General features: G+C 60.7%; 10 protein-coding genes and 2 pseudogenes. 8 read left to right on the top strand and 4 right to left on the bottom strand.

The annotated features are described in order from the left end of the window. Window positions 1-22 precede the first annotated feature (22 nt). The 6 genes and pseudogenes from FLM52_10670 (at window position 23) to FLM52_10645 (ending at window position 9,459) form a co-directional block, all read left to right on the top strand. Window positions 23-1,213 (top strand): annotated as a pseudogene (locus FLM52_10670) (CoA transferase). A 311-nt stretch (window positions 1,214-1,524) separates the two neighbouring features. Continuing rightward, complete coding sequence (locus tag FLM52_10665; GenBank protein NVN56248.1) at window positions 1,525-2,286, top strand: enoyl-CoA hydratase; 762 nt, start codon at window positions 1,525-1,527, stop codon at window positions 2,284-2,286. A 68-nt stretch (window positions 2,287-2,354) separates the two neighbouring features. Further along, on the top strand, window positions 2,355-2,723 hold the full coding sequence (locus FLM52_10660; protein ID NVN56247.1) for a tautomerase family protein: 369 nt from the start codon (window positions 2,355-2,357) through the stop codon (window positions 2,721-2,723). A 205-nt stretch (window positions 2,724-2,928) separates the two neighbouring features. Next, on the top strand, window positions 2,929-4,566 hold the full coding sequence (locus FLM52_10655; GenBank protein ID NVN56246.1) for a BCCT family transporter: 1,638 nt from the start codon (window positions 2,929-2,931) through the stop codon (window positions 4,564-4,566). A gap of 86 nt (window positions 4,567-4,652) precedes the next feature. Continuing rightward, on the top strand, window positions 4,653-7,163 hold the full coding sequence (locus FLM52_10650) for a carnitine dehydratase (protein ID NVN56245.1): 2,511 nt from the start codon (window positions 4,653-4,655) through the stop codon (window positions 7,161-7,163). A 688-nt stretch (window positions 7,164-7,851) separates the two neighbouring features. Next, complete coding sequence (locus FLM52_10645; GenBank protein NVN56244.1) at window positions 7,852-9,459, top strand: BCCT family transporter; 1,608 nt, start codon at window positions 7,852-7,854, stop codon at window positions 9,457-9,459. Between the two features lie 372 nt (window positions 9,460-9,831). Here FLM52_10645 and FLM52_10640 read toward each other — a convergent pair. From FLM52_10640 to FLM52_10630, 3 genes and pseudogenes are all read right to left on the bottom strand, one after another. Next, window positions 9,832-10,527: pseudogene (locus FLM52_10640) on the bottom strand (hypothetical protein). Window positions 10,528-10,577: 50 nt separating this feature from the next. Beyond that, window positions 10,578-11,528: an SDR family oxidoreductase gene (locus FLM52_10635; protein NVN56243.1), complete on the bottom strand. Its 951-nt coding sequence runs from the start codon at window positions 11,526-11,528 to the stop codon at window positions 10,578-10,580. 387 nt (window positions 11,529-11,915) lie between these two features. Beyond that, window positions 11,916-12,590: an HAD-IA family hydrolase gene (locus tag FLM52_10630; protein ID NVN56242.1), complete on the bottom strand. Its 675-nt coding sequence runs from the start codon at window positions 12,588-12,590 to the stop codon at window positions 11,916-11,918. Between the two features lie 237 nt (window positions 12,591-12,827). Between FLM52_10630 and FLM52_10625 the strand changes: the two genes are divergently transcribed. Next, window positions 12,828-13,313, top strand: coding sequence for a MarR family transcriptional regulator (locus FLM52_10625; GenBank protein ID NVN56241.1), 486 nt, complete (start codon window positions 12,828-12,830; stop codon window positions 13,311-13,313). Then, window positions 13,306-14,055 carry a siderophore-interacting protein gene (locus FLM52_10620; GenBank protein NVN56240.1) on the top strand — a complete coding sequence of 250 codons (750 nt, stop codon included), beginning with the start codon at window positions 13,306-13,308 and terminating at the stop codon, window positions 14,053-14,055. The genes FLM52_10625 and FLM52_10620 overlap by 8 nt, the downstream gene beginning before the upstream one ends. 120 nt (window positions 14,056-14,175) lie before the next feature. Here FLM52_10620 and FLM52_10615 read toward each other — a convergent pair whose 3' ends face one another. Next, window positions 14,176-16,131 (bottom strand): TonB-dependent receptor, encoded by a 1,956-nt coding sequence (locus FLM52_10615; protein ID NVN56239.1) that lies wholly within the window; start codon window positions 16,129-16,131, stop codon window positions 14,176-14,178. Window positions 16,132-16,364: the final 233 nt, after the last annotated feature.

The following is a 16,364-nucleotide window of genomic DNA, read 5'->3' as shown; positions in this document are numbered from 1 at the left end:
CCACGACTTTGGGAGTTGACCGATGGCCATCTCGACGCAACCGGAACTCAAGAAGGGGCCGCTGGACGGGATCACCGTGCTGGATTTCTCACGGGTACTCGCCGGGCCTTATTGCACCATGGTGCTGGCTGACCTGGGCGCACGTGTCATCAAGGTAGAGAAGATCGGGACCGGAGACGATACCCGCGAATTCGGTCCCTTCGTGGAGGGAGAAAGCGCCTATTTCAGCTGCTTCAACCGCAACAAGGAAAGCATCGTGCTGGATATCAAGTCGCCTCGTGATCGCGAGCTGCTTGAGCGTCTGCTGGATGAGGCGGATGTACTGGTGGAGAACTTCCGCCCTGGGGTGATGGATCGCCTGGGCTATGGCCCTGAGCGCCTGGCCAGAACGCATCCTCACCTGATCTATTCCTCGATCTCGGGCTTCGGGCACACCGGCCCCTTCAGTGAATTGCCCGGCTACGACATGGTCGTGCAGGCCATGGGGGGCATCATGAGCTTGACGGGCTGGCCTGATGGAGAGCCCGCCCGCGTGGGGACCAGCTTTGGCGACCTGAGTGCGGCGCTGTTTGCGGCGGTGGGCATTCTCGCTTCGCTCTATAGCCGCACCCGGGATGCCCAAGGCACGCGGGTGGATATCGGCATGCTCGACTGCCAGGCGGCGCTGATGGAAACGGCGCTGGCGCGCTTCGATATCGAGGGCAAGGTGCCGCACCGCACCGGCGATTGTCATCCTTCGTTAGCGCCGTTTGAAAGCTTCAATGCGCAAGATGGCAAGCTCGTCATCGCGGCCGGCAACGACACCTTGTTCCTGTTGATGGCCGATGCCATCGGTGCGGCGCGGTTGGCCTTCGACCCGCGTTTTCTCAGCAACGACATGCGCTGCAGAAATCGTCCGGAACTGGTGATCGAGATGGAAAAGGTCCTGGTGCAGCAGCCGGTTCAGCATTGGGTGGACCTGCTCAATGAGGAGGGCGTGCCGTGCTCGCCGATCAATACCATCGACAAGCTGTTCGATCATCCGCAGCTGAAGGCCCGCAACATGATCGTTCAGGTCCAGGGCAAGGCCGGCAAGCCATTCAGGACGGCGGGCAATCCGATCAAGCTCACGGGACGTCGGGACATCGACAGTCAGGTGCCATGCAGTGCGCCGGGCCTTGGCCAGCATCGCGAGGCGATTCTGGACGAGCTGATGGCACGCCATGGTGCCTATCATCTGCCCGAATCTGACCGCCAGAAGAACACCGGACCGTCCGTCGAGAATGGCATTGCATACAAGGCCCGTCCGGTTCGCAAGCCATCAGGTACCGCCAAGAAAAAGCGCAGCGCAGCGCCAGACACCTCGTCATTCAGCGACGCGTCATCGTCCAGCGGCACAACGATCTGCGATGCGCAGTGAGTACGCCGAATTTACGCCAAAGTGACGCCGCTCCACACCGGGAGACAAGAATGAACAAGATAGTGAAATCGCAACCCCAAGCCAAGCAGTCGGCCTCTGACGCGCCGGAGTCGGAGAGTCTCGAGATGATCGTCGTCGAGCGTCGTGAGCGCGTCGGGTTGATCATCCTCAATCGTCCAAAAAGCCTGAATGCGCTCAACCGCCAATTGGCCGAGGAGACGCTGGCGGTCCTCCGCGAGCTGGACGCCGACCCGGGCATCGGCGCCATCGTCATCACCGGCAATCCCCGCGCCTTTGCCGCCGGTGCGGACATCGAGGAAATGGCCGAGAAGTCTTTCACTGATTTCTACATGGATGACTTTCTCTCGCCCTGGGACGAGGTGCGCAGGATTTCCAAGCCGATCATCGCCGCCGTCAGTGGTTTTGCTCTCGGTGGCGGCTGTGAATTGGCCCTGCTGTGCGACTTCATCATCGCCTCGGAAGACGCCCAGTTTGGCCAGCCGGAAATCAAGCTGGGCATCCTGCCGGGCATCGGCGGATCACAGCGCCTGGCCCGCTCGGTCGGCAAGGCGATGACGATGGATATGGTCTTGACCGGCCGCAACATCGGCGCTCAGGAGGCCAAGGAGATTGGCCTGGTGGCGCGGGTCGTGCCCAAGGATGAGTTGATGCAGAACGCGCTCGAGGCCGCGCATACCATCGCGGGCTACAACACGCCGGCGGTCAAGATGGCCAAGTCAGCCGTCAACACGGCATTCGAGACCCCGCTCAATGAGGGGCTTCGTCAAGAGCGTCTGCTCTTTCAGGCCGCCTTCGCGACCGAGGGCCAGAAGGAGGGCATGAGCGCCTTCGTTGCCAAGCGAGCGCCGGTCTTCCGTCATCGCTAGGCCCCGGGGTCTGGCAAGTTCGATGTTCATTCACCGCACCCCTTGTCCGGGTGCCAGCGGAGGCCATGATGCCCTTTGTCACGATCAATGTTCTGAAAGGCAAGTCTGATGCTTATCGCAAGGCGATTGCCGATGAGGTCAATGCCGCCGTCATCGAGACCCTGGATTTCCCGGCAGATGATCGCTACCAGGTGATCCATGAATGTACCGATCAGGACCTCGAATTCCAGTCACGTGATCAGGACCGCGTGATGATGCATCTGGTGATGCGCAGCGGAAAGCCGGACCAGGCCAAGAAGGCGTTCTACACCAGAGTGGTCGAGGCGCTGGGCAGAAACCCGGGGATTGCCCCCGGCAACGTCCTGATCACGATCTCGGAGAATCACGATATCGATTGGTCATTCGAGGATGGCATTGCGCAATTCTGTCCGGATTGAGCGGGGCTGATGAGCCTCGGCATCGTTTGTGCCGTGTCTGAGAAGTGACAGCAATCGATGTGACGCGTCAGAGATTCCGACTTTAGCCAGCCAGACCCTTTAGCCCCTTTCAACACCATGCGTTGAGTGGTCCACCAGCGATACGCCAATCGCGGTGGACCTCGCCTAAACACCGAACCGCACAACCACAATAACGGTGATCAACATGAGCAGTTCTGCGCCCAAGACGTCTTCCGGCAGCGGGAGCCCGACACGCGAGCCCCGCGCCTCCCACAAGGCCCGCGACGAGATCGACTGGCGGGTTTTCCTGCCCTCGGTGCTCGTCATCGCCGGCCTCATCATTCCCATCATCCTGTTTCCCGAATCCGGTGAGGCTGCCGTCAATGCGGCCTTCGCCTTCGCGACCGGCAATTTCGGCTGGCTTTACCTGCTGGCGGGCTTCTCCGTCGTCGTATTCTTGATCGGTCTGGCGTTCAGCCGCTACGGAAACGTCCGTCTGGGAGGCCCGCAGGACACCCCGGAATTCTCGTATTTCAGCTGGGTCGCGATGATCTTCGCCGGCGGCATCGGTATCGCCATCGTCAACTGGGCATGGGTCGAGCCGATTTACTATTTCACCGGCCCGCCATTTGACGTCAAGGCCGGCAGTGATGCGGCCGCCGAGTGGGCGTTGGCCTATGGCCAGTTTCACTGGGGGCTGACGCCCTGGGCGTTCTATTGCCTGCCGGCGATTCCCATCGCCTATTCCATGTATGTGCGCAACCGCCCGGGTGTGCGTCTTTCCGTGGCCTCAAGCGGCGTGCTCGGCAAGCGTGCCGATGGCTGGTGGGGCGTGTTGCTGGATGCCGTGGTGGTGTTCGGCATCGTCGGCGGTGTCGGCACCTCGCTGGGGCTGGCAGTGCCGCTGGTATCACGACTGCTCGGCGATCTGTTGGGGATCGAGCCGTCCTTTGCGCTCAATCTGGGAGTGCTGCTGGTCTGGACGGCGATCTTCTCCGCCAGTGTCTGGTTCGGGCTGGCCAAGGGCATCAAGATTCTCTCCGACATCAACGTGATTCTGGCCATCGCCTTGCTGGCCTTCACCTTCATTGCCGGGCCGTCGCTGTTCATGGTGGAAGGCTGGGTCAACAGTCTCGGTACCATGCTGTCGAGCTTCGTGACCATGAGCCTGTGGACCGACCCGGTGGGCGATTCGACCTTCTGGAAGGACTGGACCGTCTTCTACTGGGCCTGGTGGATCGCCTACGCGCCGATGATGGGGCTGTTCGTCGCCCGTATCTCGCGGGGGCGCACCATTCGTGAGCTGATCATCGCCGAGCTAGTGTTCGGCTCGCTGGGCTGCTGGGTGTTCTTCGCGGTCTGGGGCGGCTATGCGCTGGACCTGCAGGTAAGTGGCACCCTGGATGTCGCGGCTGCACTGAGCGACGGCGGTATCCCCGGCGCCGTGTCCGCGATTCTCGCCACGCTGCCGTTCTCCGAGCTGATCACCGCAAGCTTCATCCTGCTGTGCTTCATCTTCCTGGCCACCACCCTGGATAGCTCCGCCTATGTGCTGGCGTCGGTGACCACTCGTGAGCTCTCTGGCTATCAGGAGCCCAAGCGCAGCGTGCGTCTGATCTGGGCCTTCCTGATCGCCGGTGTCGGGGTGGCATTGATCCAGCTGGGCGGCCTCAAGGCGGTGCAGACCTCGACCATCGTGGTCGCGCTGCCGATGATTCCGGTGCTGTTTATCCTGACCTGGTCGCTGGTGCGCTGGTTGCGCCAGGACTTCGCGCGCAAGGTGCTGGAACCGCATCTGGTGTTGGAGACTCCCAGCTCGCGCGATGACGCCAAGCCTCGCTGAGTGCACTTTTTCCTGTCTCTCTCAACATATGACGCTCACCGGGGCTGACGCGACCCGCATGCCCCCCGGACAGAAGGACCGCACCGATGACAATCCACTCCGAAACCCGCCTGCCGCTGACTGACGTCAAGGTCATCGATTTCGGTCAATACATGGCGGGCCCGGCCGTCGCCATGATCCTCGCCGACCTGGGCGCCACCGTGGTTCACGTCGACCCGCCCGGCGGGCCGATGTGGCAGTCGCCGGCCAACGCCACGCTCAATCGCAACAAGCTGATCGTCTCGCTGGACCTCAAGTCCGAGGAGGGCGTCGAGCAGGCGCTGGCGCTGATCGAGGAGGCCGACATCGTGATCGAGAGCTTCCGCCCCGGGGTCATGAAGCGGCTGGGCATCGACTTCCAGACCCTGCGTGAAGAGCGCAATGAGCTGATCACGCTGTCGATTCCCGGCTTTGCCTCCAATGACACCCTGCGCCGCGACTGGCGCGCCTTCGAGAGCGTGATCGCCGCCAATTCCGGCGTCTTCACCGACATGGGCCTCAACCGAGTGCTGATGGGCATCAACCCCTCCTTCTCGCCGCTGCCGCTGGGCTCGGCCTACGGCACCATGCTGGCGGCTTCCTCGGTGGTACTGGCGCTGCAGGCCCGCGAGCGGACCGGCATGGGCGACGAGATCGAGGTGCCGCTGGTCTGCGCGCTGATGGAAGGGCTCTGCTACAACTCGATCAAGATCGAGGGCCTGCCAGAGCGATACAAGACCCAGCGCGAGAAGGAGATCGAGCGTCGGCGTATCGAAGGCCAGCCGATGAATCTCGACTACGACGAGCTGCAGGAGCTGCTCGATCCCTTCTATCGCAGCTACAAGTGCAAGGATGGCCGCATGTTCTATGTGGTCTGTCCGAGCCACCGCGAGCACGCCAAGCGCTGCCTGAAGGTGTTGGGCCTCTACGATGAGCTGGTCGCCGAAGGCATGAGCGAGGAGCCGGATACCTATCGCCCGAGCAGCGAATGGCAATCCGACATGTCGCTGGGCGTCTATCCGTTGCCCAAATCCTGGGCGGACCATATCGCGGCGCGCATGAAGGAAGTCTTCCTCACGCGCACCTCCAAGGAATGGGAGAAGATCTTCGGCAAGGGCAAGTTCCCCGGCGCGCCGCAGCGCTGGCTGCAGGAGTGGATCCACGATGACCACGCCGAGACGGCGGGCCTGATGGTCGAGGTCGAGGACCCGGAATTCGGGCTGATGATCCAGCCTGGCCCGATGGTGTGGATGGCCGACAGCGGCCAGGAGATGCTGACGCCCAGGCCGCGGCGCTGGGTGAGCGTCACGCATGCGCTGTCGGTGCTGACCCGCATCGAGACCAAGCTGCCACGGGTGCGGGCACGCAATGCCCGCGATGGCTGGCTGGAAGGCGTCAAGATTCTGGACCTGTGCAACGTGATCGCCGGGCCGCACTCGGTAGCCTATCTGGCACGCTTCGGTGCCGAGGTCATCAAGGTTGACCCGGCCAAGCCGTTCTATGACTGCTGGAATACCGTCATCTTCGGCCTGTCGCACATGCGCTCGAAGCGCTCGCTGCTGACCGACGTCAGACAGCCTCGCGGGCGCGCCATCCTGGATGAGCTGATTCGTCAGAGTGATGTGGTGGTCTGGAATGCCACCGACCGACAGGTGGCCTCCATGGGACTGAGCGAGGAGGCCATGCGCGAGCTGAATCCGGACGCCGTCTTCTGTCAGCTGGACTGCTTCAGTGGCGTGCTGCCCGGGCCGCGCACCAACTACCTTGGCTATGACGATCTGGTGCAGGCCACCACCGGCATCATGCTGCGCTTCGGCGGCAGCATGGACACTCCGGAAGAGCACGCCCACGTCGGCACCATCGATGTCATGTGCGGCTTTGGCGCGTCGCTGGGGATAGCCACCGCGCTGTATCGCAAGCTCAAGACCGGCCGCACCTCGCGCATCAAGACCTCGCTGTCGGCACTGAGCGGTCTGGCCCAGTTGCCGTTCTGCTATGACTATGAGCGCCGTGGCCTGTTCGACGAGCCGTCCGGTCGTGAGGCAACCGGCTACGATGATCTGGCGCGTTTCTATTCGGCCTCCGATGGCATCCTGCTGGTCAGTGTCTATGAGTCGGAGCTGGAAAAATTCCGCAAGGTCGAGGGGCTGGAAGAGCTGCCGGAAATGCCGCGTGAGGAGCGGGCCGCCTACCTGGCACCGCGTTTCATCAGCGCGCGAGCCAGTGACTGGGTCGAGCGGCTGCAGGCGGCGGATATCGCAGCGGCCGTGTGCGAGAACCTGGAGACATTGCGCTCCTACAACGTCCATCCGGCTGGCGAGCGGACCGGGATCGATGCCGGCAGCTATTCGTTCTCGGTCTACTCGGATCACCCCAGTGGTCACGAGATCACCCAGCTTGATCCCTACGCCATCCGTCCGCGGCGTGGACGTATCTACCCGCTGTCGCCGGCCGAAAAATACGGCGCCTCGACTCGCTCGGTACTCAAAGGGCTTGATCACAGCGATGAAGAGATCGATCAGTTGATTGAGGAGGGCGTGGTGTCCGAAAGCTGGAGTGAGGAGTACCTGCCAAGCTGATCCCGCCATGCGGTGATTGTTCACCGAGGGCCGCCGATTGAAGGCAGTCGATAGCGTCTGAGACGTTCCAACGCCCCATCTCGTGATTCACGAGGTGGGGCGTTTTCGTGACTCATCACGTCAGCCAGTGCTGATCGCTCAAGGCCGGCTCGTCTGACCCTGAGCTTGCAGAGGGCAGCTTACCGCGCATGAGAAGTGCTCAAGCGCTGAGCCTCTTGTGACATGAGGTTAACGTTGATGATGCTGCTCTTGATAGTGATGCATCAGCTGGCGTGACCCTCGCGAAGCAAGGGGCGGAAAGACTGCCGCGTCAGGTGCTGGCTTCTGCGTGACAGTCGCCGCTCATGAGCGCTTGAGACCCACAGGCCGCCGACATCGACGTGTCGGCGGCCTGTTCGCGTCTGGTGGAACCTTGGGTCGAGGAGGGCGCGAAGAAGGCATGAGGAGGGCGCGAGGATGTGAGGTGCGCAGTGCAAGATTGATGAATGAAATTCATGTTTTCATGAGAAAATACCGTGTCGCGATTCATGCTCCCCGCGGTTGCCGGGAAAGTATAATGCGCGTGGAATAAAAAAATGTATAATGCCGCGCTCTTTCCATTACGAAAAATTATCGAATATAGCGAATAGCCCGAGCAAGAGCGGCGTCTCGCCGTTCCTGCTCGGGCTTTCTCACCAAGGTGGTAGCCGTGCAAGAAGCCGTTCCCCCCGCCAGTGATGGCGATCATCTGGACCCGCGTGTCTTCATCCCTGCCGTGTTGGTCATCGTGGCCTTCATCGCTCCGGTCATCCTCTTCCCGGAGGCCAGCACCGCGCTGATCAATGCCGCTTTCTCCTTCGCCACCGGCAAATTCGGCTGGCTGTACCTGGTGGCCGGCCTGAGTGTCGTCGGGTTCCTCATCTGGCTGGCGTTCAGCCGCTACGGCAACGTCCGCCTGGGCGGGGCTGAGGATACACCTGACTTTTCCTATTTCAGCTGGGTGGCGATGATATTCACCTGCGGGATGGGGATCGCGATCGTCAACTGGGCATGGGTCGAGCCGATCTACTACTACACCTCGCCGGCCTACCACGTGGCGGCCAAGAGTCGTGAGGCCGCGGAGTGGGCGCTGGCCTTCGGTCAGTTCCACTGGGGGCTGACGCCGTGGGCCTTCTACTGCCTGCCGGGCCTGCCGATCGCCTACTCCATGTACGTCAAGAAGCGTGATGGCGTGCGTCTGTCCGTCGCCTCACGCGGTGTACTGGGTCGTCATGCGGATGGTGCCTGGGGCGTGTTGCTGGATTCCATCGTCGTGTTCGGGATTGTCGGCGGCGTCGGCACCTCGCTGGGGCTGGCGGTCCCGCTGGTCTCGCAGCTGGTCAGTGGCATCCTTGGCATGGAAGCCAACTTCGGGCTGGAAGTCGCGGTGCTGTGCATCTGGACGGCGATGTTCTCCGCCAGTGTCTGGTTCGGCCTGGCCAAGGGCATCAAGATTCTCTCCGACGTCAACGTGATCCTGGCGATCTTCCTGCTGGCCTTCACCTTCCTCGTCGGTGACTCGCAATTCATGGTCGAAGGCTTCGTCAACAGCCTCGGCAAGACCCTGGGCAACTTCATCCCAATGAGCCTGTGGACCGACCCGGCGGGGGATTCCACCTTCTGGAAGGACTGGACCGTCTTCTACTGGGCCTGGTGGATCGCCTACGCGCCGATGGTTGGCCTGTTCGTGGCGCGCATCTCGCGCGGCCGTACCATCCGTGAGCTGATCATCGCCGAGCTGGTATTCGGCTCGCTGGGCACCTGGGTGTTCTTCGCGGTGTGGGGTGGTTACGCGCTGGACCTGCAGATCAGTGGCGCACTTGACATCAAGGCGCTGCTGGACAGCGGCGGTATCCCGCTGGCGGTGGAAGGTATCCTGCAGACCCTGCCGTTTGCCAAGCTGGTCACGGTGGCCTTCATTCTGCTGTGCTTCATCTTCCTGGCAACCACCCTGGACAGCTCGGCCTACGTGCTGGCTTCGGTCACGTCGCGCAAGCTCTCCGGGTATCAGGAGCCCAAGCGCTCGTTCCGCCTGATCTGGGCCTTCCTGATCGCCGCTGTCGGGGTGGCTCTGATCCAGCTGGGGGGATTGAAGACCGTCCAGACCTCCACCATCGTGGTGGCGCTGCCGATGATTCCGGTGATGCTGATTCTGGGGCTGTCCATGCTGCGCTGGCTCAAGAATGACTTCCCCAAGGAAGAGCTGAACCCAGTACTGGTCATCGATGACATGCCGGCCTTCCAGCGCAAGCCGAAGAAGACGAATCGTCAGGCGTAACCGCGGGATGCGCTGACAGATACGTCGCAAGACTTCACGACAACGGCTCCTCACTCACGGCTCCTCAACATGAGGGGCCGTTGTCGTTTCTGGCGTATGGACATGCCTGACAAGGCGTTGGCAGCGGCGGACAAGGCAGAGAGTGGGGGAGTGGGGTCGCGGTGGGCCTGCGTCCGTGCGGATTGATGGTGGTTGAGGGGCAGCATCGAGTGTGTCGAGCCGCGCGGATTGGATGACAGGACGCAACAATCCTGGCCTGAACGTCTGGCCCTCAGGTCTTGAGTTGGCGATCTCTCGCTGGGCGATTGATGAGGGAGGAGTTTTCATCTGACCTGAAAACCGCATCAGCGCGACACCAGTATCTTGACCTGATCACTCCTTGATGCATCTCACCGAGAACATGCCATTCTTGCCAAGTGCCGCGCGGCGGATCTCGCCCTTGTGCGGATTCCACCAGGAGTAGGCCAATGTTCTGGCAAACGCTTTCGCCGGTGTGGCCTCCGTGCGGGTCCAGAATTCGGTGTATGCCCCCTAGGTGATATACCAACCCTTCCACTTCACGCCCGCCGGTCTGGCAGAAAAGCCGCTGAGATTGATGCGTGCCTGATCGAAGGACGTCAACAGGGAGTCGGGTTGAGCCGCCTTGAGCGTGATGGCGATATCATCATCGCCACGCCAGCCCGTCGAGTCGATTTCCTTTTCTGCAATTCCAATGGTGCGTTCCAGTGTCTTCCAGTCCTCATCCGAGGCGACTCTCCAGCCCGCTGGGCAGAGATTGCGAGCATCATTGACATCGTGCCAGTCGTAAAGACGGCCATACGGCAGAAGGTTGTCGTGATCATCATCAGGAATGAATGCCGTTTTGATGGGCGAGCCATCCTGATAGCGAGTCGTTCTGAGGTTGTCGGCAAGCCAGGTCTGATCGGCGATCTTCACGCTGCGATAGAGATTGCCTTCACTGTCCTGAATCGAGGTCTCCGGCTGGATCAGCTCGTCATAAAGGCTGTTGGCGAACGACAGGTTCGGAATCATCATCAGGAGTCCTGAAAGTACCATTGATGCGTTCATGTAACTCACCTCCCTGAAAGTGGGTGGGAAGGGCGATGGTCGGTTCAAGATCAGATTGACCAGCTGAACCGCGTTGCCTGCTCCGAGACTTGCCACAGTCGGGTCATGACGTTTTTCTCGAGAACGAATGCTCCCAACTCACACTCGCCTACCGGCCCGCCGAAATTCATCAGCCCTGTCGGGCCGTAGTAGGCATGCTGTCTGAGGTTCTCCTCGGTGGCGCACATGACTTCCGGGTAAGCGCCTTTCTCTGCCGTCTGCGCCATCCCTGTCTTCACCATCAGTGCCCAGCTGAGTCGAGTCGCCAGGTTGGCGTCGTCACGAATCAGTGAGGTGTTGGACGCGCCCGGATGGCAGACAAGAACTCTTGCCTGGCGGCCTGCGGCCTCAATCCTGTTCTGCAGTTCATAGGCGAACATCATCTGTGCCAGCTTGCTGTGGCTATAGACCTTGTTTGGGTGATAGTTGTGCTCCCAGTTCATGTCATCGAACTGGATGGTCTTGAGGCCCATCTTGTGGCCTTCACTGGAAACCACGACGATCCGCCCGTGGGAGGCATCGATGCGCTCGAACAGCAGCCCGCACAGCAGGAAATGCCCGTAATGATTCACGCCGAGCTGACTTTCGAAACCATCGACGGTGAGTTGCTGTCGGGAAACCTGAGCGATGGCGCCATTGCAGATGAGGGCATCGATCTGCGGGACCTTCTCCAGTACTTCCGCGGCCGCGCTGCGTACGCAGGCCAGCTCCGCCAGATCCATGCGGATATGGCGGACATTCGCCGCGGGGCCAAACTCCTCTTGCAGCGCCGCGATGGCGATCTCTGATCTGGTCGGGTTGCGATTCAACATCACGACGCTCGCCCCCTTGCTCAGCAATATGCGCGTCGCCTGAAAACCCGCGCCGCTATTGGCGCCGGTGATGACATAGGTCTTGCCGACGAGCGAGCCGATTCTGTCTGGGGTCCAGCCCTTGGGGCCAAAGGGGATATTGCGAGTCATGGTCATGATCCTGATATCAGGTGTGCGGCGGTTGCGCTCTGATCACGTCAAGGGCGCGCAAGACAGCTGCATCTGGCTGTCCGTGCGCGAGCCTTGCGTGTCTTGCGCGGGTTTGCTGTAGAGGCACTATAGGTATCGGGAAAGGTGATATATAGGCGCTTTAGTCGCTAAAACTTGCCTATTTATATCAAAGGGTGAGGGGCGGCATGCGGTATTTTTGAACGGGAGTACTGGTTGGCGCGACACGCAAAGCGAGTCACACCACGAGCAGCCGTATTGTACGCCGGGCATGAAAAACCCCGCCTCGAGGGGCAGGATTTCTCGATGAAGAAGTTCTCGGTGCAGAATTTCAGCGAGCGGGAATTGAGAGAGAAGAATCGACGACGTCTAGTACTGCGCAGCGAGTCTCTGGGAAATCTGCGCCACCAGCCTCGGCAGCTCGCGCGCATGGTGCATGCGCAATGCACCATGCGGCGTTTCATGGCCGTCGTCGTGGTGGGCGAAGTGGATGACCTGCATGCCAGCATCCAATCCTGCCTGTACACCGACGATGGCATCATCGATCACCACGCAATGTGAAGGCGCAAAGCCCATATGCTCAGCGGCGAGCCGATAGATTCGAGGGTCCGGTTTCCACACGCCCAGGGTATAGGCACTGAAGATATGCCCGTCGAAGAAACGCGCCAGCCGCGTAGTGTCCAACGCCAGACGTACCTTGCGTTCGGGCCCATTGGACACCACGCCACAGGGATAGCCCTCAAGTTCCATCAAGGCGGCTGACATGCCGGGCATCGCTGTCAGGCGCGCCTTCATCAACTCTTCCAGCAGCGCTCGCATCTCGCCTTCCATGCGCCGTATGGGCTCTTCTTCCAGAACGCCATGTGCTGCCTCCAGCGTGCGCACGATGCTCATGAAACGCATGCCGCGAAACTCGTTCATATAGCGGTCGCTGGTAAATGGCAGACCATAGCGGGGCAGGGTGCTGGACATGGCTTCGGCGAGGAGGATTTCGCTATCGACCAGGGTGCCATCGGAATCAAACAGCAGGCAGAGTTCAGCCATCGATGCCTCTCGTGGGCGTCAGGAATGTGGGGCCTTCGACCTTAGCAGGTTCTTGCTCGCTGTCACCATCTCACGCGGCAAGTGTTGTCTGATAGGCGTCTGGTAGTGGAAGGAACAGTGATAGGCATATGAGATTTTTGGTATTAATATGAGAATGCTTCTCGATCCTGTTTTTGTTGACAGTGTCAACCATCTGCCAATATAGTTGACTTGTACCAACCATATGGTGAGCGACACATGAGTCAGGCATCACTCAATGATGTGCTGCATCAGCTGATGCATGTCTATCGCAGGCAGCTGCGTCTGGGTATCCAGCGTTACCAGCTTGATCTGCCAGTCACGCATATTCGGGTGCTGAAGGGCATTAACCGTACCTCCGAGTGCACCGCGCACAAGATCGTGCAGCATCTGGGGCAGGACAAGGCGCGCGTGACGCGGGTGCTCAATGAATTGATGACGGCGGGATTGATCGTCAAGTCGAAAAACCCGCAAGACCGTCGCAGCCTGCTTCTCGCCCCCACGGAGGCGGGGCAGAGCATGCTCAAGGAAATTGAAGCTCTGGAAGCTGAGACAGCTCAGCGTATGGCGGGCGACCTCAGCGATGAGGAGGTCGCCGCATTCGTGAAGACGGCATCTGCCATGATTCACAATGCAGGCGAGTATGAAACTCGCGCTGCCGAACAACTTGAAGGCGTTTGCCAGAGGAGTGCGCAAGATGGGTAAGCCCGCGATGCGAGAGCTTGAAGTGATTCGTTCTGCCCAGGTGACGGAGCATATGCTGCGCGTCACCCTGGGCGGGGAGAATATCGACTCCATCCCCGAGGGGCAGGAGAGCGCCTATATCAAACTGGTGTTTCCGCGTGGGGAAGGCGAGCGCCCGATGATGCGCACCTATACCATTCGTCATCAGCGTGCGACCGAGATCGATGTCGATTTCGCACTTCACGATCATGCCGGTCCGGCATCTTTCTGGGCCGCCAATGCGCAGCCGGGGGATCGAATCACTATCGGCGGCCCCGGCCCGACGAAGCTGATCAATATGGAGGCCGACGGGTTCCTGCTGGCGGGTGACATGACGGCCTTGCCGGCGATCAGCGTCAATCTAGCCGAGCTACCGGCTGATGCGTGCGGTCACGCCGTCATCGAGGTGATCAGCGAGGCCGATATCCAGACGCTGGAGCACCCGCCGGGGATCGAGTTGCATTGGCTGGTCAATCCGCAGCCTGACCCGGAAGGGCGGCCGCTGCTGGAGAAAGTTGCCGCACTGCCCCGACAGGAAGGTCAGATCTCTGTCTGGGCGGCCTGTGAATTCGGCAGCATGCGAGCGCTACGTGCTCACCTCAAGCAGGCCTACGAGATTCCCAAGTCCCACTTCTATGTCTCCAGCTACTGGAAGATCGGGCAGTCAGAAGATGGCCACAAGCTGGCCAAACAGCAGGATGCCGAGGCGGAAGAGGCGAACTGAAGTCTGTTCCCTCAAATGCGATATTACCGAGTCCCAGATAGGAAAATGCCCCACAGGCCTGGCCTGTGGGGCATTTTTCCGTCAGCTGATCGCGAGCTGTTCGTGAAGCCAGGGACTGGGTCAGAAGCTGTAGCTGGCACCCAGGCGGATGTCGCGGCCCGGCTCCAGCATGCTGTCACCGCTGCTGAGCAGGAAGCTGCTGTGATCGCTGTAGCGCTTGTCGAATACGTTGTTGACCGCCAGTGTCAGCGTCAGGTCCTGATAGGAGGCGGGTGTCCACTGGGCGCGGATGTCGTGCGTCACGTAGCCCGGCTTCTCCTCGTCGCCTTCAGCCACACGCTCCAGACGTTCTACCGCGTTCAGGGTATAGCCCAGGGTGACGTTGTGGTTCGGCAGGCGATACTGGTGATCCCAGGTCCACTTGTCGCCGGTGGAAGCACCGATGTTCATCTCGTCGCCCAGCGGGTTGCCTTCATTGTTCTTCATCACGACCTTGGCGTAGCCCAGGCGAGTGTCGTAGCCGCCCACGCCCCAGTTCAGGCTGGCTTCATAGCCACGGCTCTCGACTTCGCCATCCAGGTTGTAGAGCAGCGCCGGATCACTGCGGCGATCATAGGCCTGATAGTTCTCGATATCGGTATGGAAGCCGGTCAGCGCGAAGCCGAGACGATCTCCCTCCATCAAGGCATCTTTCTGATGCCAATCCAGACCGATTTCGCGCTGACGTGCCTTCTCCGGCTCAAGCCCCTGTGCGATGGCGACTTCATCGCCGATCAGGATCACTTCCCGCGCCTTGGCGCCACGAATGGCCTCGCCGTAGCCCGCATGCAGGGTGAGGTTGTCAGTCGCATCGACACTCAGAATCGCGTTGGGAGATACCTCGCTGCCACTGACGCTGCCGGCCTCGCCGTAATCACTGTCGTAATCATCCAAGCGTGCACCGACGGACAGGGCCCACGGACCCAGTGTCATACGATTCTGGGCGTAGACCCCCAGGTTGCGTGACGTGTCTTCGTTGTTGGGGCCGGAGCTGCCGGCATCATCGGAACGACGGGTGTCCTGATCGTAGAAGTCCACACCAGTGGTCAGAGCATGTGCCACATCACCCGTCTTGAGACGGAAGGTGTTACGCACATCCGCGCCGAATTCGCTGGAGCGGCTGGTGCTGCCCGCCTCGACACGATCCAGTTCCTGAGTGGTGTGGTAGAGGGTGGTCTTGGTGTCGATCAGATCATTGCCCGGGTGCCAAGCATGATTGATGGTGAAGGTCTCACGCTCCATTTCCTGGTAGGTCGGCTGTTGACTGCTGAAGCTCGGCATGTGCGGACGCGTGAAATAGGTGCCTTGATCGGTGGTGCGCTCGGCACTGATGCGCAGGTCCTGATCATTGACGTCCAGCAATGACATCTTGAGCAGGTAGCCACGCTGCTGGCCTGCGGTCTGTTCCTGCTCACCGCCACCGCCAACTTCATAGTCATCGCTGTTGCGGCCGCTGACGTATCCCATCAGGCCGAGATTCTCCCCCAGACGACCATAGAACGCCGTGGTGCCGGAGGTGGCATCCGCCGCACTTTCGGTGCCGACGGAGACGCGTGCGCCAAGGTCCTGGCCGGGCTTGAGCAGGTCCTGCGCGTCCTTGGTCTCGAAGCGGAGGCTGCCGCCAAGCGCGCCGGGGCCGTCATCGGCGGTCGCGGGGCCTTTATCGACTTCCGCCTGCTTGAGCAGCGCCGGATCAATGGTCAATCGGCCGGTATGGTGGAAGAGGTAGCCGCCCTGACGCGCGCCATCGATGGTGACGTTCAGGTTGGTGTCTTCCAGACCGCGTACATAGACCTTCTGACCAATGGCGATGCCGCCGCCGACACTGACGCCCGGTTCGGCGCGGAACAGGTCTTCCAGATCGCCTGCCTGGCGCTGATCGATCTCTTCAGCGCTGATCACGACATTCTGTTCAAGACGGTCTTCGCTGATGACGAGGGTGGACATGTCGTCGGCCGAGGCGTGGCCCGAGAGGCTCAGGGTCAATGTGCTGGCGGAGAGGACGGCTGCGGTAAGCGGATGGAGACGAAGATGCACGTGGATTCCCTTGCATGAATAGTTATATATTGCGGCTGGCAATGCTAATCGTTCTCAATATTGAATTGCAAGATTCTTGCACAGTCTTTGCCTGAAAGGTTTGCTGGAGCCGTCTCGGGGGGAAGAGTCGCGATTGAGTTGCTCGCGCAAAGCACTGCCACGTGCAGGCCGAATAGGGTGGTTGGTCAAGGGAAGCTGGATAAGGGGGAAGGATAAGGGTGGCTGGACTCGGT

Source organism: bacterium Scap17 (assembly GCA_013376735.1).
In the GTDB taxonomy this organism is placed as follows: domain Bacteria; phylum Pseudomonadota; class Gammaproteobacteria; order Pseudomonadales; family Halomonadaceae; genus Cobetia.
Note: the sequence above shows the minus strand (reverse complement) of the source record. Positions and strands in the feature narration are given on the sequence as shown.

Coding starts and splice junctions, on each gene's coding strand:
- FLM52_10665 (NVN56248.1), top strand. CDS start 1,525: ATGATCGTCGTCGAGCGTCGTGAGCGCGTCGGGTTGATCATCCTCAAT.
- FLM52_10660 (NVN56247.1), top strand. CDS start 2,355: ATGCCCTTTGTCACGATCAATGTTCTGAAAGGCAAGTCTGATGCTTAT.
- FLM52_10655 (NVN56246.1), top strand. CDS start 2,929: ATGAGCAGTTCTGCGCCCAAGACGTCTTCCGGCAGCGGGAGCCCGACA.
- FLM52_10650 (NVN56245.1), top strand. CDS start 4,653: ATGACAATCCACTCCGAAACCCGCCTGCCGCTGACTGACGTCAAGGTC.
- FLM52_10635 (NVN56243.1), bottom strand. CDS start 11,528: ATGACTCGCAATATCCCCTTTGGCCCCAAGGGCTGGACCCCAGACAGA.
- FLM52_10630 (NVN56242.1), bottom strand. CDS start 12,590: ATGGCTGAACTCTGCCTGCTGTTTGATTCCGATGGCACCCTGGTCGAT.
- FLM52_10625 (NVN56241.1), top strand. CDS start 12,828: ATGAGTCAGGCATCACTCAATGATGTGCTGCATCAGCTGATGCATGTC.
- FLM52_10620 (NVN56240.1), top strand. CDS start 13,306: ATGGGTAAGCCCGCGATGCGAGAGCTTGAAGTGATTCGTTCTGCCCAG.